Source organism: Arcanobacterium pinnipediorum (genome assembly GCF_023973165.1).
Lineage (GTDB): Bacteria > Actinomycetota > Actinomycetes > Actinomycetales > Actinomycetaceae > Arcanobacterium > Arcanobacterium pinnipediorum.
This window is the reverse complement of sequence record NZ_CP099547.1, coordinates 1,497,896-1,515,038: the sequence shown is the minus strand read 5'-3', so window position 1 is coordinate 1,515,038 and position 17,143 is coordinate 1,497,896. Positions and strand designations below refer to the sequence as shown.

The window sequence follows — 17,143 nt, the reverse complement described above, 5'->3', positions numbered from 1 at the left end:
TATGGCAGACCTCAAGGTTGACATCCTCGACACCACAGGCGCAAAAGCCGGTTCGGCGACTCTGCCTGCTGAATCCTTCGATCTCGAGATCAACATCCCGTTGATTCACCAGGTTGTTGTAGCCCAGCTCGCGGCTGCTCGCCAAGGTACCCACAAGACCAAAACCCGTGGTGAAGTCCGCGGCGGTGGCGTTAAGCCATTTAAGCAGAAGGGTACCGGTCGTGCTCGTCAGGGTTCGATCCGCGCTCCTCACTTTACTGGTGGTGGCGTCGTCCATGGCCCGCGCCCACGCGATTACTCGCAGCGCACCCCGAAGAAGATGATTGCTGCAGCATTGCGTCAGGCATTGTCTGACCGTGCTCGTAACGAGCGTGTCCACGTCGTTACCGGCATCGTTGATTCTGCAACTCCATCCACGAAAGCCGCGCTTAACTTGTTGAACAAGGTTGCTAACGAGCGCAGTGTTCTCGTTGTGCTTGAGCGTAACGACGAAGCTGGAGTTCTTTCGCTTCGCAACTTGCCTGAAGCTCACACCATCTACGTTGATCAGCTCAACGCTTATGATGTGCTTGTTTCAGACGATGTCATCTTCACCCAGGCAGCTCTTGACACCTTCAATGGTGCACACAGCAAGGAGGAGACGAAGTGACTTCGTACGCAGCGTTTTACAACAAGGATCCACGCGACGTCATTCTCGCCCCAGTAGCAACTGAAAAGTCTGCTCGTGGCGAAGACGAGGGCAAGTACACCTTCTTGGTGCACCCATCCGCAAATAAAACGGAAATCAAGATCGCTATTGAAAAGATTTTCGGTGTCAAGGTTGATTCCGTCAACACTCAGAATCGTGCAGGCAAGACTCGTCGCACCCGTAATGGGATTGGTCGCCGCAAGGCTACCAAGCGCGCAATTGTCACTCTCCGCGAGGGCACGATCGACATCTACGGCGAGATCGTCGGCTAACGCCGGCAGGATATTGAGGATAATTACTCATGGGAATTCGTAAGTACAAGCCGACGACACCAGGTCGTCGCGGTGCGAGCGTCGCCGACTTCGCTGAGATCACCCGATCTACGCCGGAGAAGTCGCTCCTGCGCCCGCTCTCTAAGACTGGCGGCCGTAACAATAGCGGTCGCATCACCACCCGTCACAAGGGTGGTGGACATAAGCGCCAGTACCGCGTGATTGACTTCCGTCGTCACGATAAGGATGGTATCCCGGCACGCGTTGCTCATATTGAGTACGATCCAAACCGTACCGCACGTATCGCACTGCTCCACTATGTGGACGGCGAAAAGCGCTACATCTTGGCTCCGCTCAACTTGAAGCAAGGCATGATGGTCGAAAACGGTCCGTCCGCCGACATCAAGCCAGGTAATAACCTTCCACTCCGCAACATCCCAGTTGGTACAGTTATCCACGCCGTGGAGCTACGTCCAGGTGGTGGAGCAAAGATCGCCCGTTCTGCTGGCGTCTCTGTTCAACTTGTTGCTAAGGAAGGTAAGTACGCCCAGCTACGCATGCCTTCTGGCGAAATTCGTAATGTCGACGCGCGCTGCCGTGCAACTGTTGGCGAAGTTGGCAATGCTGAGCAGTCCAACATTAACTGGGGTAAAGCAGGCCGTATGCGGTGGAAGGGCGTTCGCCCAACTGTTCGCGGTGTTGTTATGAACCCGGTTGATCACCCACATGGTGGTGGTGAAGGCAAGACCTCAGGTGGTCGTCACCCAGTTTCACCATGGGGTAAGAAGGAAGGCCGCACCCGCCACCCCAACAAGCCCAGCGACAAGCTCATTGTGCGCCGTCGCAAGACTGGCAAGAAGCGCTGATCAGGAGGATTTGAGCAATGCCGCGTAGTTTAAAGAAGGGCCCGTTCGTCGACGATCACCTTATGAAAAAGGTTGATGAACAAAACGAAAAGGGTACCAAGAACGTTATCAAGACCTGGTCGCGTCGGTCGGTTATTACCCCCGACTTCCTAGGTCACACCTTTGCAGTCCACGACGGCCGCAAGCATGTTCCGGTGTTCGTCACCGAATCCATGGTCGGCCACAAGCTCGGCGAATTCGCTCCAACTCGTACTTTCCGTAGTCACGAGAAGGACGATCGCAAGGGCCGCCGCCGCTAAGGCAGCGCAGAGAGTTAGGCAGGATTATGGAAGCTAAGGCACAAGCACGTTACGTACGTGTAACGCCGCAAAAGGCACGTCGCGTGATCAATGAGATCCGTGGTATGCGTGTACCAGCAGCGGTTGACCTATTGACATTCGCTCCACAAGCTATTGCAACTGATATCAAGAAGATTCTTGAATCGGCAATGGCCAATGCTCGCTACGCAGCTGAGCAGGCGAACGAACGATTCGATGAAGCTGACTTTGTTGTTCGCGCAACATACGTCGACGAAGGCCCAACGATGAAGCGTATTCAACCACGCGCTCAGGGCCGTGCGAATCGCATTTTAAAGCGTACAAGCCACATCACCGTTATCGTCGGTGACGAGAAGAAGGGAGCCTGATTGTGGGACAGAAAGTAAACCCGACCGGTTTCCGTCTCGGTATCACCACCGATCATCGGTCCAAGTGGTTCGCAGATTCTTCTAAGGAAGGTCAGCGTTACCGCGATTACATCGAAGAAGACATCAAGATTCGCCGCAAGGTTGAGCGTGATCTCGAACGTGCTGGTATTTCGCGCGTTAATATCGAGCGTCGCACTGAACGCGTCGTCGTCGACATTCACACTGCCCGTCCAGGTATTGTGATTGGTCGTCGCGGAGCCGAAGCAGATCGTCTTCGCCAAGATCTCGAGAAGTTGACCGGCAAGTCCGTACAGCTCAACATTCTCGAGGTTAAGAATCCAGAAGCTGACGCACAGCTTGTTGCACAAGGCATTGCCGAGCAGCTCGCTGCACGTGTTTCCTTCCGCCGCGCAATGCGCAAGGGCATCCAGTCCGCACAGCGCGCTGGTGCTAAGGGTATCCGTGTCCAGTGCTCGGGTCGTCTTGGCGGCGCTGAAATGTCACGCGCTGAGTTCTACCGTGAAGGTCGAGTTCCGCTCCACACATTGCGCGCTAATATCGACTACGGCTTCTACGAAGCACGTACCACCTTCGGCCGTATTGGTGTGAAGGTCTGGATTTACCGCGGTGACGTTACAGACGCCGAATACTACCGTTCTTTGACCGAGGCCCCACGTGGTCGTGGTGGACGCGGTGGTGAACGACGTGGTCGTCGTGGTGATCGTCCAAACCGTGGATCTCGTTCAAACCAGTCGGTAGAGCAGAAGTCTGCTCCAACCGAAGCACCGGCAACTGAGCCGGCACCTACCCAGGAAACGGAGGCCTGAGTTTCATGCTCATTCCCCGCCGCACAAAGTACCGCAAGCAGCATCGTCCGCATCGTTCGGGCATGTCTAAGGGCGGAAACCAGATTGCATTCGGTGAATACGGTATCCAGGCTCTGGAGCCGGCTTATATTACCAACCGTCAGATTGAAGCAGCACGTATTGCTATGACCCGTCACGTCAAGCGTGGTGGTAAGGTGTGGATCAACATCTTCCCAGACCGCCCATTGACAAAGAAGGCTCTTGGTCTTCGTATGGGTTCTGGTAAGGGCCCAGTTGAAACCTGGGTTGCTAACGTTAAGCCTGGCCGTATCATGTTCGAACTCGCTGGTGTGCCAGAGCAGCTAGCGCGTGAGGCTATGTTGCGTGCTATGCACAAGCTCCCAATGAAGACCCGTTTTGTTACCCGTGAGGATGGTGAATGATGGCTAAAGGCATCACCACTGAAGAACTTGACAAGCTCACAGATCTTGAGCTTGCCGAGCGTCTGAAGGAATCGAAGGCAGAACTTTTCAACCTTCGCTTTTCAGCCGTGACCCATCGTCTGGAAGATTCCGGTCGTCTAAAGGAAGTGCGCCGCAATATTGCCCGCATTTACACAATTGCCCGCGAGCGTGAGCTCGGTATTCGAACCGCTCCAACGGCTAAGAAGTGAGGTCACACATGAGCGAGCAGGAAAAGTTGACTGAAACCACAGAGCGAAACAATCGCAAAGTTCGCCGTGGTTATGTAGTATCTGACAAGATGGACAAGACCGTTGTGGTCGAAGTCGAAGACCGCCGTAAGCATCCGCTTTATGGTAAGGTTATGACTCGTACCAAGCGCGTCAAGGCCCATGATGAATCTAACGAGGTCCAGGTTGGCGATCTCGTACGTATCATGGAAACCCGACCGTTATCTGCGACCAAGCATTTCCGCGTGGTCGAGATTATCGAAAAGGCAAAGTGATCTATCCCGGGCGGCAACGCCCGGGAAAGCAAACCATCCGTTCGGCAAGGCTCGTAAAACGAGAACCGGCACGACGACAGGAGAAATGTAAATGATCCAGCAGGAGTCGCGGCTTAAGATCGCCGACAACACCGGTGCAAAGGAAATCTTGTGCATCCGCGTGCTTGGCGGTTCTGGCAAGCGCTACGCCGGAATTGGCGACACGATTGTCGCCACCGTCAAGGATGCTATTCCTGGCGGTAATGTTAAGAAGGGCGACGTCGTTAAGGCGGTTGTCGTCCGTACAAAGAAGAGCACTCGTCGCGCTGACGGCTCATACATTCGTTTCGACGAAAATGCAGCTGTCATCCTGAAGAACGAGAATGAGCCACGTGGTACCCGTATCTTCGGCCCCGTTGCTCGTGAACTTCGTGATAAGAAGTTTATGCGTATCGTTTCATTGGCACCGGAGGTGATCTGAGTAATGGCGAAGATCAAGAAGGGTGACCTAGTTCAGGTAATCGCTGGACGTGACAAGGGCTTGCAGGGAACAGTTTTGACTGTTTTCCCTGCAGAAGACCGCGTCATCGTTGAAGGCGTTGCTCGAGTCAAGAAGCACACCAAGGTTGGACGTTCTGATCGTGGGGTTGCTACTGGCGGTATTGAGACCGTTGAAGCACCAATTCATATTTCAAACGTGGCCCTCGTTGGCCCGGATAAGAAGCCAATTCGCGTTGGTTTCCGTGAAGTTGAAGTTGAGCGCAACGGACGTAAGAAGATCATGCGCGAACGCATCGGTCGTCGTGGTGGAAAGGAAATCGAACTGTGAGCGAGAAAATTACTCCACGTTTGAAGACTAAGTACGCTGATGAAATTCGTTCCAAGATGAACGAAGAATTCACCTATGCCAACGTTAATCAAATCCCTGGTTTGACTAAGATCGTTGTGAATATGGGTGTTGGCGATGCTGCTCGTGATTCGAAGGTTTTGGAAGGCGCTATTGCCGACATCACCGCTATCACCGGCCAGAAACCACAAATTAACCGGGCTCGCAAGTCGATTGCACAGTTTAAGCTACGTGAAGGCCAAGCAATTGGTTGCAACGTAACTTTGCGTGGCGATCGTATGTGGGAGTTCCTGGATCGCCTACTCGCAACCGCTTTGCCGCGTATCCGCGATTTCCGCGGTTTATCGGCTAAGCAGTTCGACGGCCACGGCAACTACACCTTCGGCTTGACCGAACAGTCTGTGTTCCACGAAATTGATCAAGATAAGATTGATCGCGTTCGCGGTATGGACATCACGGTTGTCACCACAGCTAATACCGACGACGAGGGACGTGCACTGTTGCGTTACCTTGGATTCCCGTTCAAGGAGGACTGACTCTCATGGCAAAGACCTCACTCAAGGTAAAGGCTGCACGCAAGCCTAAGTTCGCTGTACGCGCTTACACTCGTTGTCAGCGTTGCGGCCGCCCACACTCGGTTTATCGCAAGTTCGGCCTGTGCCGTATCTGCGTTCGCGAGATGGCCCACCGTGGTGAACTCCCCGGTGTCAAGAAGTCCAGCTGGTAAGAATCTACGTCGCAGGTCTGAATAGGAAACCGCGACGAGAAAGGGCTAAAGCCCGATGTCTATGACAGACCCAATTGCAGATATGCTCACGCGTCTGCGTAACGCCAATTCGGCGTTCCACGAGTCGGTTTCAATGCCGTACTCGAAGATGAAGGCGAACATCGCCAACATCCTTCAGCGTGAGGGTTACATCGCCGACTTCACCGTCGAAGATGCCAAGGTGGGTAAGACGCTCACACTTAACTTGAAGTTCGGTCCTAACCGGGAGCGTTCGCTCGCTGGTTTGCGCCGTATTTCAAAGCCGGGTCTTCGCGTTTACGCGAAGTCGACCAATCTTCCTCAGGTTCTTGGTGGCTTGGGCGTGGCAATTTTGTCAACGTCTTCTGGTCTCCTGACTGACCGTGAGGCTAAGGATAAGGGCGTAGGTGGGGAAGTCCTCGCCTACATCTGGTAAGGAAGGAGTGAAACAATGTCTCGTATTGGTAAGCTCCCTATTACCGTCCCTGCAGGTGTTGAAGTAAAGCTTGACGGCGATCTGATTTCCGTCAAGGGCCCTAAGGGCGAACTCTCACACACTATTCCGGCTCCGATTACTGTGGACCTGGCTGACGGTGTGATCACCGTAAGCCGCCCAGACGATGCTCGCGTATCGCGTTCACTCCACGGTCTAACCCGTACACTGATTGCGAATAACATCATTGGTGTGACTGACGGATTTACTAAGGCACTTGAGATCGTTGGTACTGGTTACCGTGTGGTCGCTAAGGGCTCCGATCTCGAATTCTCCCTTGGTTATTCACACACGATTTTCGTTGAAGCTCCTGAAGGTATCACCTTCACTGTTGAAACCCCAACGAAATTCTCGATTAGTGGCATTAATAAGCAACTGGTCGGTGAAACGGCAGCTCGCATCCGCAAGCTCCGTAAGCCTGAGCCATACAAGGGCAAGGGCATCCGCTACGCTGGCGAGCATGTTCGCCGCAAGGCCGGAAAGGCTGGTAAGTGATGGCTGTTACTCCAAAAGGCAAGGGCAAGTTCGTTTCACGTACTCGCCGTCATATCCGACTCCGCAAGCGTATTTCCGGTACCGCCGAGCGTCCACGCTTGGTCGTTACCCGGTCAAATCGCCACATGGTTGCACAAATTATCGACGACACCGTAGGCAAGACACTCGTGTCTGCTTCTACACTCGAAGCTGATTTGCGCGCCACATCCGATTCCAAGGTCTCTAAAGCTCGTGTCGTTGGCGAACTCGTTGGCAAGCGTGCAATCGAAGCTGGTATCTCTACCGTCGTCTTTGACCGCGGTGGTAATAAGTACCATGGTCGTGTTGCTGCTGTTGCCGATGGCGCACGCGAATCTGGCTTGACCCTGTAAATTGGCGAAACGAGAGGAAATTCTTATGGCTGCACAGCAGCGAGGACGAGCCGCTGGCTCGGAGAACGACGGCGCACGCACCGAGCGTAACAACCGTCGAGACGATCGTCGAAACGATCGTCGCACCGATCGTCGCGCCGATGACCGCAATACATACATTGAGCGCGTCGTGACGATTAACCGTGTTGCTAAAACCGTCAAAGGTGGTCGTCGCATGTCCTTTACCGCACTTGTTGTGGTAGGCGATGGCAACGGCACCGTAGGTGTTGGCTACGGCAAGGCAAAGGAAGTACCAGCAGCAATTGCTAAGGGTACCGAGGAAGCTAAGAAGAACTTCTTCAAGGTTCCTCGTATCGGTACTACCATTCCGCATTTGGTCCAGGGCCGTGACGCAGCTGGTGAAGTTTTGCTTCGCCCAGCTTCAGCAGGTACTGGTGTTATTGCTGGTGGTCCAGTTCGTGCAATTATGGAGTGCGCTGGAATCCACGATGTTTTGTCGAAGTCCTTGGGCTCGTCAAACGCATTGAACATCGTTCGTGGCACGATTGCTGCTCTTAAGCAACTCGAACAGCCAGAAGCCGTAGCGGCTCGCCGTGGTCTTCCACTAGACGATGTTGCTCCTAAGTCCATGCTTCTTAAGCGTACCGAGCATGAAGCTAAGGAACGCGAAGATGCTGAACTCGAAGCACAGCGTGCTGAGAATGAAGCTGCTGCCGCAGGAGTTGGTGCATGATGAAACTCAAGATCACCCAGACGAAAGGTCTCGTGGGAGCTAAGCAGAACCAGAAAGATACGGTTCGTTCCCTTGGCTTGCACAAGATCCACCAGTCAGTCGTTCGCGAAGATACCCCAGTTGTTCGTGGTATGATCCGCACGGTTGCTCATCTAGTTACTGTGGAGGAGGTTGCCTGATGGCTGATGTTTTGAAGATCCATGATCTACGCCCAGCTCCCGGCGCCAAGAAGTCACGCACTCGTGTGGGTCGTGGTGAAGGTTCAAAGGGTAAAACCGCTGGCCGTGGTACCAAGGGTACTAAGGCTCGTTACCAGGTTAAGGCCGGATTCGAAGGCGGGCAGATGCCGATGCATATGCGCTTGCCGAAGTTGCGCGGTTTTAAGAACCCAGCACGCGTCGAATACCAGGTTGTTAACTTGGATAAGCTCGAAGCTCTCTTCCCAGAGGGTGGAACCATTACCGTAGATGATCTCGTAGCAAAGGGCGCAGTTCGCGCCAAGCAGCTCGTGAAGATTCTTGGTACTGGTGAAATCACCACGAAAGTCAACGTTATCGTTGATGCTTGGTCTGCTTCCGCTAAGGAAAAGATCGAGGCTGCTGGTGGCTCACTAGAGCAACGCTGAGCATAACTTATCGACTAATGACGGGTTCAATCCAAAATTTTGGGTTGAACCCGTCATTTACATGTAAAATGTCTCAAACATTACCTATTTTTAGCTATATCATAAGCTAGGAAAACAGGTATAGTTATCTGAGAACGTGTCTCTAGCTCATGTTAGATACACAAACAGACTTTCTGTTACTGAATCATTTGTTGGCAATCGCCGGCATCCCCTTTCCCGGCATTCGTCGGCACCAACACCGGAGGAACTTCCTTGCTACAAGCACTGATATCAGCCTTCCGTACCCCAGATTTGCGAGCTAAGCTCCTTTTCACTGTGTTTATTATGGTGATTTATCGTCTTGGTACGTTCATTCCAGCACCTTTTGTTTCGTATGAGAATGTTACACAGTGTTTGGATGAAGCAGGCAGCGATGGACTTCTTACTCTCATCAACATGTTCTCTGGCGGAGCGATGCTTAAACTCGCTGTTTTCGCTCTCGGAATCATGCCTTACATTACTGCGTCGATTATTGTGCAGTTGATGAAGGTAGTTATTCCGCGCTTCGAAGAGCTTTCCAAGGAAGGGCAGACTGGGCAGGCCAAGCTCACCGAGTACACTCGCTATCTGACGATCTTCTTGGCGATCTTGCAGTCATCGGTCACTGTTTCAGTAGCTAATGGTGCGTTGTTTACCAACTGTACCGTTGATCCGATCCCTGGCCCGTCAGCTGGCAAATACATCATTGCTATTTTGGCAATGACTGCCGGTACTGGCTTGATTATGTGGATGGCAGAACTCATCACCGAGCGCGGCGTTGGTAATGGTATGTCCTTGTTGATCTTCACCGGTATCGCAGCAAACTTCCCAGCTATGCTGGGCAATGTTAGCCAATCAAACTACGGTTGGTTCGGTGTGTTTATCGTTTTGGCAATGTTCTTGGCAATCACGGTCGTGGTGGTATTCGTAGAGCAGTCCCAGCGTCGCATCCCTGTTCAATATGCTAAGCGTGTTGTAGGACGGCGCACCTACGGCGGCACCTCAACCTACATTCCGTTGAAACTCAACATGGCTAACGTTATTCCGGTGATCTTTGCGTCTTCAATTTTGTCGCTTCCAACTATGATCGCGCAGTTCTCCACTTCCCAAGAAGGTTGGGCTGGATGGGTTCGCACCTATTTTGCGCCACATTCGTTCTGGTACTTAGCTGTTTATTTCTTCCTCATTCTCTTCTTTGCCTTCTTCTACACCTCCATTACGTTCAATCCAGAAGAAGTCGCTGACAACATGAAGCGCTATGGCGGCTTCGTACCAGGTATTCGCGCCGGTCAACCAACTGCAGATTACCTGCGCTACGTCATTAACCGCATCACCTGGGTTGGCGCATTGTACTTGGCGATCATTGCACTTATTCCTCAGATCGTCTTTACTCAAATGGGTTTGACAACCTTCAGCTTTGGTGGAACATCAATTATCATTCTTGTTGGTGTGGGACTCCAAACAGTCAAAGATATCGATGCCCAGCTCCAACAACGTCATTATGAAGGATTCTTACGATGAGTTTCCGGTTGATTCTTGCCGGCCCGCCAGGGGCTGGTAAAGGTACCCAAGCAACCACAGTTTCTGAGCGACTCGGCATTCCTGCTATTTCTACCGGAGCGATCTTCCGGGCTGAAATGGCAAGCAAATCAGATGTGGGGTTAGAAGCTCAGCGCTACATTAGTGAAGGAAATCTGGTTCCAGATTCGGTAACGAATGAAATCGTTCGTCGTCGTCTGGCACAACCTGATGCTACGCAGGGCTTCTTGCTCGATGGTTACCCGCGTACGCTAGAGCAAATCAGCGCTCTAGATCAGATGCTTTCCGAAACCGGATTGAGCATTGATGCGATGGTTGACATCGAGATACCAGACGATGAAATCATGTCTCGTCTACTCAAACGTGCCAGCATCGAAGGTCGCGCTGATGATACCCCAGAGGTTATCGCACACCGCATTGAAGTGTATCATCAGGCTACCGAGCCTATTCTTCAAGCCTTCCGAGATCGCAATAAGTTGATTTCGATTGACGGACTAGGCACGATCGACGAGGTTCGCGAACGGATCGTTGCAGCAGTTACGCAGCGACTGGGGTTGAACTAATTTGTGAGAATAGACTGCTAGCTACCGCGGTAGTTAGCAGTCTATTTTTTTAAACAGAGCTAAAACTTTTAAAGGATAACTGTGGGACAATCAATCCAATACAAAACTGACGAGCAGATCATTAAAATGCGTGAAGCTGGTTTAGTCGTGGCACAGATTCATGCAGCGTTGCGCCAGGCAGTCAAGCCCGGGGTAACAACCGATGACATGGATCAGGTTGCCTTGGACGTTCTGCGCAAGAACGGCTCGCGGTCGAACTTCTTAGGCTACTATGGTTTTCCAAGAAACATTTGTACCTCAGTAAACGAGGAAATCGTCCACGGGATACCCGGGCCACGCGTCTTAGAACCTGGTGATCTAGTTTCCTTTGATTGCGGAGCGATTGTTGATGGCTGGCATGCAGATGCGTGCATTAGCGTCGTCGTCCCTGGGGGAGATCCCGCGCTTATGCGCGCCCGCCAAGAACTAAGTGACATTACTCGGCACGCAATGTGGGTGGGTATTGCGGCAATGGCAACGGGCCGACGTGTTGGAGATATTGGCGATGCCATTGATGACTACGTCGAAGAACTCGATGGCGATCTGCGCCCTGACATCGTCTTAGATTTCACCGGGCATGGGATTGGTGATGCTATGCATCAAGAACCAGAAGTACTCAATTATTCTATTGATGCTCGCACTCCTAAACTCAAGCCGGGTATGGTGTTGTGCATTGAGCCGATGCTTACTGCAGGTGCGCAAGATAACCACACTTTGGCCGATGAGTGGACTGTGGTTACTGATGACGGCAAAGATGCCTGCCATTGGGAGCATATGGTGGCCTTGCACAAGAAGGGCATCTGGGTTTTGACTGAACCTGATGGGGGAGCAAGCGAACTGGCCCGATTCGGCGTGAGCGTTGCGCCGTTGAGCTAATGTTGAGCGACGACGTCGATCGCGTTGAGCGTTGGGTGAGGTTGATTGTGTCCACTAAAGCTTCGGGAGATGGAAACTGCCGCAGATGGTAGATTCAAAGTGACCAGCTCAACTTTCCAACGACTATCCATACAGGTTGAAAATCACGTAGTATAGAGCGTTGGTGCTGTATATCTATAACAGTGAATATAGTTACCAAACTATGATCGCAACCGTGGTCATAGAAACCGATCGAAGTTAGCGGGAGTAATGGCGAAAAAAGAAGGCGTCATTGAAATTGAAGGTGTTGTCGTAGAAGCACTGCCAAATGCGATGTTTCGCGTCGAACTAGATAACGGGCACGTAGTGCTCGGGCACATCTCAGGTAAGATGCGTCAGCACTACATCAAGATCCTTCCAGAGGACCGTGTCGTCGTAGAGCTTACGCCTTACGATCTCACACGTGGTCGTATCGTCTACCGCCACAAGTAAACCGTTAACTTCACGTAGCTGAAACGTTGCGTCTACAACCAAGAAAGCTAGAGACTATGAAGGTCAAGCCAAGCGTTAAGCGCATTTGCGATAACTGCAAGGTTATTCGCCGGCACGGTCGCGTCATGGTTATCTGTGACAACCCACGCCACAAGCAGCGTCAGGGCTAAAGCCCACGCACTGAACAGGCATTGTCAGCGTATAACGCATTCTTTCGGTCCGAAGGCCGAAACCCACTATTGGGAAGACAATGCTCCACACCTTCGGAACAATCAAATAGGAGCCTAAATAATGGCACGTCTATCTGGAGTGGATCTCCCTCGTGAAAAGCGAGTAGAGATTGCACTGACATACATTTTCGGCATTGGTCATACCCGCGCCCTGGAATCGCTAGCTGCAACTGGCGTTAATCCAGATACTCGCGTAAAAGATTTGACTGAAGACGATCTCGTCAAGCTGAAGAAGCACATCGACGAAAACTACAAGGTCGAAGGTGATCTCCGTCGTGAGATCCAGGCTGATATTCGCCGTAAGATCGAAATTGGTTGCTACCAGGGTCTACGTCACCGTCGTGGTCTGCCAGTTCACGGACAGCGCACCAAGACCAACGCGCGTACCCGCAAGGGACCAAAGCGTACCGTTGCAGGTAAGAAGAAGTAAGTAGTTCCACCTTCGGGTGTGAATCGATGATAATTTTCAGGAGATTTTAACAATGCCACCTAAGACTCAGCGCCGTCCGCGCCGTACAGTGCGCAAGAACGTAGTAAACGGCCAGGCACATATTAAGTCAACATTTAATAACACCATTGTTTCCATTACGGATACCAATGGTGAAGTTATCGCTCAGACCTCCTCAGGTATGGTCGGTTTCAAGGGTTCTCGTAAGTCCACCCCATACGCAGCTCAGCTCGCAGCCGAGAACGCTGCACGCCGCGCAATGGAAGCCGGCATGAAGAAGGTAGACGTTTTCGTTAAGGGTCCAGGTTCCGGCCGTGAGACCGCGATTCGTTCCTTGACTGCATCCGGGCTTGAAGTAACGTCGATTTCGGACGTTACTCCTCAGGCGCACAATGGTTGCCGTCCACCCAAGCGCCGTCGCGTTTGATCCGCGAAGGGGATACCTCCCCTTTCCTCAGTGACGTGCCCATAGGGGTAAGCCACATTAAAGTGCCGGAGAAATCCGGCTGGAGGGTGTCATATAGTGGGCGCCCTGGTGAAAGGAAACTATAGTGATCATTGAACAGCGTCCTACGCTGACCGAAGAAAAGCTTTCGGATACCCGTTCGCGGTTCACGCTTAACCCACTCGAGCCAGGCTTTGGCTATACGCTCGGAAACTCGCTTCGTCGTACGTTGTTGTCATCCATTCCGGGTGCGGCAGTGACGTCGATTCACATCGATGGTGTTCTCCATGAGTTTTCTACCATTGAAGGTGTTAAGGAAGATGTTGCGCAGATTATTTTGAATCTCAAAGATCTCGTAGTGACATCAGAAAACGATGAGCCAGTCCAGATGTATCTGCGTAAAGCCGGCCCTGGTCAGGTTACCGCAGAAGATATCACCCCACCTGCTGGTGTGGAGATCCACAACCCTGAGCTGCTTATCGCTACCTTGAACGAAAAGGGTAAGCTGGAGATTGATCTTACTGTTGAGCGTGGCCGTGGCTACGTTTCTGCACAGCAAAATAACTCTCCAGATTACGAGATTGGCCGTATTCCGGTCGATTCGATCTATTCACCCGTTGTGAAGGTTTCTTACAAGGTAGAAGCTACCCGTGTTGGACAGCGTACCGACTTCGACAAGCTCATTGTCGACGTCGAAACAAAGCCTTCGATGGCACCACGTGATGCGTTCGCATCTGCTGGAAAGACCCTTGTTGAGCTCTTCGGTTTGACCGCAGAACTCAACGAAGAAGTTGAAGGTCTTGAGCTTAAGGAAGCCCCTGTTGTTGAGCAACAGTCTTCTGACTTGCAGCGTCCAATCACCATTCTTAACCTTCCAGCCCGCTCGCAGAACTGCTTGCAGCGCGAAGGTATCCATACGATCGGTGAGCTTGTGCTTCGTTCTGAAGCTGACTTGCTTGACATCCGTAACTTTGGTGCGAAGTCAATTGAAGATGTCAAGGATGAGCTGGCAAAGCTCGACTTGCGTCTCAAGGATTCCCCAGCCGGTTACATGTCTGGCTTCGGTGAAGAAGCGTATGGAATGCACTTCAGTGACGAAACGCAGGCCTGAGGGTCAGCGGAACAAGAAAATTTTTAGGAGAAATCATGCCACGTCCCGCTAAGGGTCCACGCTTGGGTGGTAGCCCAGCTAACGAGCGTCTTATCATTGCAAATCTGTGTAAGGCACTCATTCACAACGAGTCGATCGTAACGACTGAGGCCAAGGCTAAGCGCCTTCGTCCACATATCGAAAAGCTCATCACCAAAGCTAAGAAGGGCGATACGCACAACCGTCGTCTCGCACTAAAGGTTCTTGGTTCACGCGAAACTGCTTACATTTTGTTTGAGGAGCTCGCACCAAAGTTTGCTAACCGTGAGGGTGGATACACCCGCATTATCAAGCTTCCTAACCGTAAGGGCGACAACGCTCCTATGGCTGAAATCTCGCTCGTTCTTGAGCCAGTTTCGCCAAAGCAAGCAGTTGTGAAGGAAGCAGAGAAGGCAGCTGAAAAGGCTGCTAACGCTGAGGTTGAAGAGACCGAAACAGTTGAAGAAGCTCCAGTAGCTGAAGAAACTGAAGCAGTTGAAGAAGCTGAGGCAGTTGAAGAAGCTGAAGAGACCGAAGCAACTGAAGAGAACTGAGTACAGTTCAATTCGCTGAAGGTTGTTCGTTCTTAGACAACAAAACGTTCGAGGTGGATGTGACATGTCACATCCACCTCGATTTTTATTAATTGTTGGTTGCCACCAACAATATAGCTCCGTGGATATCCATCTGGTTGGGTACGGATCTCAGTATAGTTAAGTGCGGATAGCTATTTAGTCGCACAAGAATCTCCATATAGCTACGCAAGACGTTTTACCGCATCTAGCTTATTGGCCGGACTTCGCGCACAATAGGGCTATCTAGTCCCCATGTAGGTCCAGGCCCGAGCCCCACCGCGCGCTCCAGCTTCATAATCAACAAAAGTGGCAGCGCGCTCCTGCAACATGTTTCGGGCAATAGCGTTGAGTTTTAGGGCGTTTCCGCCACCAATATAGAGTCGATCCCAGCGGTACATTGGCCACAGTGCCGCAACAATTGCGCACACCTGGGCCGACCATTGGTCAGCATCGGCATCCGCAGTGTTAATCGCCCCGGCGATATCATCAAAGGTTCCTCCGAGTGGACTTGGGGCATGTGAAACTTCAATGTGTTCAGTTAACCGGCCATTAACCGCAAAAGCAACGCCCAGTCCGGTACCAAATGTCAAGACGAGTTCACTGCCGGTGCCCGCTATGACTGCTGCTGCGGCAATGAGCGCATCGTTGACCACTAATGCTGGCCGAGTTGTCGTGATTTCGATAGCGTCTTGTAACTGACAGTGATCCCATAATGCTTCGAGTTCGACGTCGACCTGTCCGCCAGGACCGGCAGGGCGAATATAGTGCGGGGTGTGGATCACGACGCCGTCGCGCACAATACCGGGGATACCTACCGTAATGCGCTCAATATCAACAATGTGATTACGTGCGTGGTTGCTGATAGTGGCAAGCATGTCGCTAGGAGCAAACGGGTAGGGGATTTCTTCAACAATAAATGGCGAAAGTGTGGTTCCTTGCGGGCAAAGAACCACTGATTTCACGCGCGAGCCACCAAAATCGAGACTGAGTATATTGCCACTCGAGTTGGGGTTTTGCGCTTGTATGTGGGATCCTGCAGTCATGACTTCGACGGTAGCGCAAAATCAACGTCTACGCCTAGATTTAGGCTACGACGGTAATCACTTTCACGGTTGGGCGGCACAACCCGGCTTACGAACAGTACAAGGTATGGTAGAAAACGTACTTTCTACCATATTCCGCCAAGATGTGGTTTTGAGTGTTGCCGGACGAACAGACGCCGGAGTCCATGCACGTCACCAAGTTGCCCATTGTGATGTGGCGGAAGAATTGTGGCGCAACCTCCCTGGACGCTCCCAGCGCACACCAGCGCAAGCATTGATACGGCGGGCAAATTCGTTGCTGGCGCGTGGGGCCGGTTCAGATATTTTGGGTGCTCCCAAAGGCTATTCCGACGTCGTTATCCACGCCGTTGCCCCAGTGCCAGATTCTTTTGATGCGCGCTTTTCGGCTTTGTGGCGCTCATACACGTATCGGATTGCCGACGCCGTCTCAGCATGGGATCCCCAACGTAAAGACGTGTTGTGGATAGCTGACCAATTGGATATCGAAGCAATGAATCGTGCTGGGCTAAGACTGCTAGGCGAACATGACTTTTTGTCATTTTGTAAACCACGCGAAGGCGCTTCGACTGTGCGTACGCTGTATGAACTAATCTTTACGCGCAGCGCGGGGATTATTTTGGGTAAGGCGCGTGCAGATGCGTTTTGTCATTCGCAAGTGCGTACCCTGATGGGTACCTTGATTGAGGTTGGGCGTGGGGTGCGCGATGAAGATTGGCCCTATCAGCGGCTGATCGAGCGCACGCGAGATGGGAACGTCGTTGTGGCAGCTCCGCATCCACTGACGTTGGAAGAAATCGGGTATCCGCCGCCGGAATTGTATGCCCACCAAGCGAACCAGGCGCGCCGGTTTCGGGGATAGATCAACGCCAAATAACCCGAAATACTACACGGTTTAACATGGCGTTGAACGGAACATTAACATGGCCTTGAACGGAACATTAAGATGGCGTTGAACGGAACATTAAGATGGCGTTGAACGGAATACGATAGCATAAAATCCGATGCGCGAGATGAACCGTACCACAACATATAGTTATCCTTTGACCATTGTCGTTAATCACAGTAGAGTTGTTTAATGCTGTGCAGGTTGTATGAAGATGCAATCCCACTCGTCCCATCACACTGCCAGCAACGTTAACTTGACCATTGGATAGGTCGATTGTTTCCCGGCAGTA

The 17,143-nt window shown here is 52.0% G+C and carries 30 protein-coding genes; 29 read left to right on the top strand and 1 reads right to left on the bottom strand.

All coding sequences use genetic code 11. From position 1 onward, the window contains the following. Position 1: 1 nt before the first annotated feature. The 28 genes from rplD (at position 2) to rplQ (ending at position 14,883) form a co-directional block, all read left to right on the top strand. A complete protein-coding gene (gene rplD / locus NG665_RS06790) occupies positions 2–649 on the top strand; it encodes a 50S ribosomal protein L4 (RefSeq protein WP_252672967.1) in 648 nt (215 codons plus the stop codon). Then, positions 646–960 (top strand): 50S ribosomal protein L23, encoded by a 315-nt coding sequence (rplW, locus tag NG665_RS06785; protein ID WP_252672966.1) that lies wholly within the window; start codon positions 646–648, stop codon positions 958–960. The genes rplD and rplW overlap by 4 nt, the downstream gene beginning before the upstream one ends. A gap of 29 nt (positions 961–989) precedes the next feature. Further along, positions 990–1,826: a 50S ribosomal protein L2 gene (rplB, locus tag NG665_RS06780; RefSeq protein ID WP_204423886.1), complete on the top strand. Its 837-nt coding sequence runs from the start codon at positions 990–992 to the stop codon at positions 1,824–1,826. A 17-nt stretch (positions 1,827–1,843) separates the two neighbouring features. Next, positions 1,844–2,125 (top strand): 30S ribosomal protein S19, encoded by a 282-nt coding sequence (gene rpsS / locus NG665_RS06775; RefSeq protein WP_204423885.1) that lies wholly within the window; start codon positions 1,844–1,846, stop codon positions 2,123–2,125. A 26-nt stretch (positions 2,126–2,151) separates the two neighbouring features. Then, positions 2,152–2,511, top strand: coding sequence for a 50S ribosomal protein L22 (gene rplV, locus NG665_RS06770; RefSeq protein WP_252672965.1), 360 nt, complete (start codon positions 2,152–2,154; stop codon positions 2,509–2,511). Positions 2,512–2,513: 2 nt separating this feature from the next. Next, positions 2,514–3,338 carry a 30S ribosomal protein S3 gene (gene rpsC / locus NG665_RS06765; RefSeq protein WP_252672963.1) on the top strand — a complete coding sequence of 275 codons (825 nt, stop codon included), beginning with the start codon at positions 2,514–2,516 and terminating at the stop codon, positions 3,336–3,338. Between the two features lie 5 nt (positions 3,339–3,343). After that, positions 3,344–3,760, top strand: a complete 417-nt coding sequence (gene rplP / locus NG665_RS06760; RefSeq protein ID WP_252672962.1) for a 50S ribosomal protein L16 — start codon at positions 3,344–3,346, stop codon at positions 3,758–3,760. Continuing rightward, entirely contained in the window at positions 3,757–3,990 is a 234-nt protein-coding gene (gene rpmC / locus NG665_RS06755) for a 50S ribosomal protein L29 (protein WP_435366671.1), read from the top strand. The genes rplP and rpmC overlap by 4 nt, the downstream gene beginning before the upstream one ends. A gap of 8 nt (positions 3,991–3,998) precedes the next feature. After that, positions 3,999–4,283, top strand: coding sequence for a 30S ribosomal protein S17 (gene rpsQ, locus NG665_RS06750; protein ID WP_252672960.1), 285 nt, complete (start codon positions 3,999–4,001; stop codon positions 4,281–4,283). Between the two features lie 91 nt (positions 4,284–4,374). Then, a complete protein-coding gene (gene rplN / locus NG665_RS06745) occupies positions 4,375–4,743 on the top strand; it encodes a 50S ribosomal protein L14 (protein ID WP_252672959.1) in 369 nt (122 codons plus the stop codon). Positions 4,744–4,746: 3 nt separating this feature from the next. Beyond that, complete coding sequence (gene rplX / locus NG665_RS06740) at positions 4,747–5,091, top strand: 50S ribosomal protein L24 (protein ID WP_252672957.1); 345 nt, start codon at positions 4,747–4,749, stop codon at positions 5,089–5,091. An 8-nt stretch (positions 5,092–5,099) separates the two neighbouring features. Continuing rightward, the gene (gene rplE, locus NG665_RS06735) at positions 5,100–5,645 is read left to right on the top strand and encodes a 50S ribosomal protein L5 (RefSeq protein ID WP_289812937.1); all 546 of its coding nucleotides are present in this window, start codon (positions 5,100–5,102) and stop codon (positions 5,643–5,645) included. A gap of 5 nt (positions 5,646–5,650) precedes the next feature. Further along, positions 5,651–5,836, top strand: coding sequence for a type Z 30S ribosomal protein S14 (locus NG665_RS06730; RefSeq protein ID WP_204423874.1), 186 nt, complete (start codon positions 5,651–5,653; stop codon positions 5,834–5,836). Positions 5,837–5,891: 55 nt separating this feature from the next. Then, a complete protein-coding gene (gene rpsH, locus NG665_RS06725; protein WP_204423872.1) occupies positions 5,892–6,290 on the top strand; it encodes a 30S ribosomal protein S8 in 399 nt (132 codons plus the stop codon). Positions 6,291–6,305: 15 nt separating this feature from the next. Continuing rightward, positions 6,306–6,842 (top strand): 50S ribosomal protein L6, encoded by a 537-nt coding sequence (gene rplF / locus NG665_RS06720; protein ID WP_252672956.1) that lies wholly within the window; start codon positions 6,306–6,308, stop codon positions 6,840–6,842. Next, the gene (gene rplR, locus NG665_RS06715; RefSeq protein WP_252672955.1) at positions 6,842–7,213 is read left to right on the top strand and encodes a 50S ribosomal protein L18; all 372 of its coding nucleotides are present in this window, start codon (positions 6,842–6,844) and stop codon (positions 7,211–7,213) included. The genes rplF and rplR overlap by 1 nt, the downstream gene beginning before the upstream one ends. Before the next feature lie 25 nt (positions 7,214–7,238). Continuing rightward, positions 7,239–7,946: a 30S ribosomal protein S5 gene (gene rpsE, locus NG665_RS06710; protein ID WP_252672954.1), complete on the top strand. Its 708-nt coding sequence runs from the start codon at positions 7,239–7,241 to the stop codon at positions 7,944–7,946. Continuing rightward, positions 7,943–8,125 carry a 50S ribosomal protein L30 gene (gene rpmD, locus NG665_RS06705; protein ID WP_252672953.1) on the top strand — a complete coding sequence of 61 codons (183 nt, stop codon included), beginning with the start codon at positions 7,943–7,945 and terminating at the stop codon, positions 8,123–8,125. Before rpsE ends, rpmD begins: the two co-directional genes overlap by 4 nt. Continuing rightward, complete coding sequence (gene rplO, locus NG665_RS06700) at positions 8,125–8,571, top strand: 50S ribosomal protein L15 (RefSeq protein ID WP_252672952.1); 447 nt, start codon at positions 8,125–8,127, stop codon at positions 8,569–8,571. The genes rpmD and rplO overlap by 1 nt, the downstream gene beginning before the upstream one ends. A gap of 252 nt (positions 8,572–8,823) precedes the next feature. Beyond that, the gene (gene secY, locus NG665_RS06695) at positions 8,824–10,110 is read left to right on the top strand and encodes a preprotein translocase subunit SecY (protein ID WP_252672951.1); all 1,287 of its coding nucleotides are present in this window, start codon (positions 8,824–8,826) and stop codon (positions 10,108–10,110) included. Beyond that, entirely contained in the window at positions 10,107–10,691 is a 585-nt protein-coding gene (locus tag NG665_RS06690; protein ID WP_252672949.1) for an adenylate kinase, read from the top strand. Before secY ends, NG665_RS06690 begins: the two co-directional genes overlap by 4 nt. An 81-nt stretch (positions 10,692–10,772) precedes the next feature. Next, positions 10,773–11,606 (top strand): type I methionyl aminopeptidase, encoded by an 834-nt coding sequence (gene map, locus NG665_RS06685; protein ID WP_252672948.1) that lies wholly within the window; start codon positions 10,773–10,775, stop codon positions 11,604–11,606. A gap of 249 nt (positions 11,607–11,855) precedes the next feature. Further along, a complete protein-coding gene (gene infA, locus NG665_RS06680) occupies positions 11,856–12,077 on the top strand; it encodes a translation initiation factor IF-1 (protein ID WP_013170545.1) in 222 nt (73 codons plus the stop codon). A gap of 56 nt (positions 12,078–12,133) precedes the next feature. Then, positions 12,134–12,247, top strand: a complete 114-nt coding sequence (rpmJ, locus tag NG665_RS06675; RefSeq protein WP_013170544.1) for a 50S ribosomal protein L36 — start codon at positions 12,134–12,136, stop codon at positions 12,245–12,247. Between the two features lie 121 nt (positions 12,248–12,368). Further along, the gene (gene rpsM, locus NG665_RS06670) at positions 12,369–12,737 is read left to right on the top strand and encodes a 30S ribosomal protein S13 (RefSeq protein WP_252672947.1); all 369 of its coding nucleotides are present in this window, start codon (positions 12,369–12,371) and stop codon (positions 12,735–12,737) included. 52 nt (positions 12,738–12,789) lie between these two features. Continuing rightward, positions 12,790–13,182 carry a 30S ribosomal protein S11 gene (gene rpsK / locus NG665_RS06665; RefSeq protein WP_252672946.1) on the top strand — a complete coding sequence of 131 codons (393 nt, stop codon included), beginning with the start codon at positions 12,790–12,792 and terminating at the stop codon, positions 13,180–13,182. Between the two features lie 124 nt (positions 13,183–13,306). Continuing rightward, positions 13,307–14,311, top strand: a complete 1,005-nt coding sequence (locus tag NG665_RS06660; RefSeq protein ID WP_252672944.1) for a DNA-directed RNA polymerase subunit alpha — start codon at positions 13,307–13,309, stop codon at positions 14,309–14,311. A gap of 35 nt (positions 14,312–14,346) precedes the next feature. After that, positions 14,347–14,883, top strand: coding sequence for a 50S ribosomal protein L17 (gene rplQ / locus NG665_RS06655; protein ID WP_252672943.1), 537 nt, complete (start codon positions 14,347–14,349; stop codon positions 14,881–14,883). Between the two features lie 260 nt (positions 14,884–15,143). Here the strand turns inward: rplQ and NG665_RS06650 are convergent, their stop codons facing one another. Continuing rightward, complete coding sequence (locus tag NG665_RS06650; RefSeq protein ID WP_252672942.1) at positions 15,144–15,947, bottom strand: ROK family protein; 804 nt, start codon at positions 15,945–15,947, stop codon at positions 15,144–15,146. Between NG665_RS06650 and truA the strand changes: the two genes are divergently transcribed. Further along, positions 15,946–16,827 (top strand): tRNA pseudouridine(38-40) synthase TruA, encoded by an 882-nt coding sequence (truA, locus tag NG665_RS06645; protein WP_252672941.1) that lies wholly within the window; start codon positions 15,946–15,948, stop codon positions 16,825–16,827. The two genes, NG665_RS06650 and truA, sit on opposite strands and share 2 nt — an antisense overlap. The last annotated feature ends 316 nt before the right edge of the window (positions 16,828–17,143 follow it).

Bases quoted from the DNA above. Each gene is read 5' to 3' on its own strand.
- rpmD (WP_252672953.1), top strand. From the start codon at position 7,943: ATGATGAAACTCAAGATCACCCAGACGAAAGGTCTCGTGGGAGCTAAG.
- rplR (WP_252672955.1), top strand. From the start codon at position 6,842: ATGGCTGTTACTCCAAAAGGCAAGGGCAAGTTCGTTTCACGTACTCGC.
- rpsQ (WP_252672960.1), top strand. From the start codon at position 3,999: ATGAGCGAGCAGGAAAAGTTGACTGAAACCACAGAGCGAAACAATCGC.
- rplP (WP_252672962.1), top strand. From the start codon at position 3,344: ATGCTCATTCCCCGCCGCACAAAGTACCGCAAGCAGCATCGTCCGCAT.
- rpsS (WP_204423885.1), top strand. From the start codon at position 1,844: ATGCCGCGTAGTTTAAAGAAGGGCCCGTTCGTCGACGATCACCTTATG.
- NG665_RS06730 (WP_204423874.1), top strand. From the start codon at position 5,651: ATGGCAAAGACCTCACTCAAGGTAAAGGCTGCACGCAAGCCTAAGTTC.
- rpsE (WP_252672954.1), top strand. From the start codon at position 7,239: ATGGCTGCACAGCAGCGAGGACGAGCCGCTGGCTCGGAGAACGACGGC.
- rplN (WP_252672959.1), top strand. From the start codon at position 4,375: ATGATCCAGCAGGAGTCGCGGCTTAAGATCGCCGACAACACCGGTGCA.
- rpsH (WP_204423872.1), top strand. From the start codon at position 5,892: ATGTCTATGACAGACCCAATTGCAGATATGCTCACGCGTCTGCGTAAC.
- rpmC (WP_435366671.1), top strand. From the start codon at position 3,757: ATGATGGCTAAAGGCATCACCACTGAAGAACTTGACAAGCTCACAGAT.
- NG665_RS06690 (WP_252672949.1), top strand. From the start codon at position 10,107: ATGAGTTTCCGGTTGATTCTTGCCGGCCCGCCAGGGGCTGGTAAAGGT.
- rplX (WP_252672957.1), top strand. From the start codon at position 4,747: ATGGCGAAGATCAAGAAGGGTGACCTAGTTCAGGTAATCGCTGGACGT.
- rpmJ (WP_013170544.1), top strand. From the start codon at position 12,134: ATGAAGGTCAAGCCAAGCGTTAAGCGCATTTGCGATAACTGCAAGGTT.
- rplV (WP_252672965.1), top strand. From the start codon at position 2,152: ATGGAAGCTAAGGCACAAGCACGTTACGTACGTGTAACGCCGCAAAAG.
- infA (WP_013170545.1), top strand. From the start codon at position 11,856: ATGGCGAAAAAAGAAGGCGTCATTGAAATTGAAGGTGTTGTCGTAGAA.
- rplD (WP_252672967.1), top strand. From the start codon at position 2: ATGGCAGACCTCAAGGTTGACATCCTCGACACCACAGGCGCAAAAGCC.
- rpsK (WP_252672946.1), top strand. From the start codon at position 12,790: ATGCCACCTAAGACTCAGCGCCGTCCGCGCCGTACAGTGCGCAAGAAC.
- rplF (WP_252672956.1), top strand. From the start codon at position 6,306: ATGTCTCGTATTGGTAAGCTCCCTATTACCGTCCCTGCAGGTGTTGAA.
- rplO (WP_252672952.1), top strand. From the start codon at position 8,125: ATGGCTGATGTTTTGAAGATCCATGATCTACGCCCAGCTCCCGGCGCC.
- rplQ (WP_252672943.1), top strand. From the start codon at position 14,347: ATGCCACGTCCCGCTAAGGGTCCACGCTTGGGTGGTAGCCCAGCTAAC.
- rpsM (WP_252672947.1), top strand. From the start codon at position 12,369: ATGGCACGTCTATCTGGAGTGGATCTCCCTCGTGAAAAGCGAGTAGAG.
- truA (WP_252672941.1), top strand. From the start codon at position 15,946: ATGACTTCGACGGTAGCGCAAAATCAACGTCTACGCCTAGATTTAGGC.
- rplB (WP_204423886.1), top strand. From the start codon at position 990: ATGGGAATTCGTAAGTACAAGCCGACGACACCAGGTCGTCGCGGTGCG.
- NG665_RS06650 (WP_252672942.1), bottom strand. From the start codon at position 15,947: ATGACTGCAGGATCCCACATACAAGCGCAAAACCCCAACTCGAGTGGC.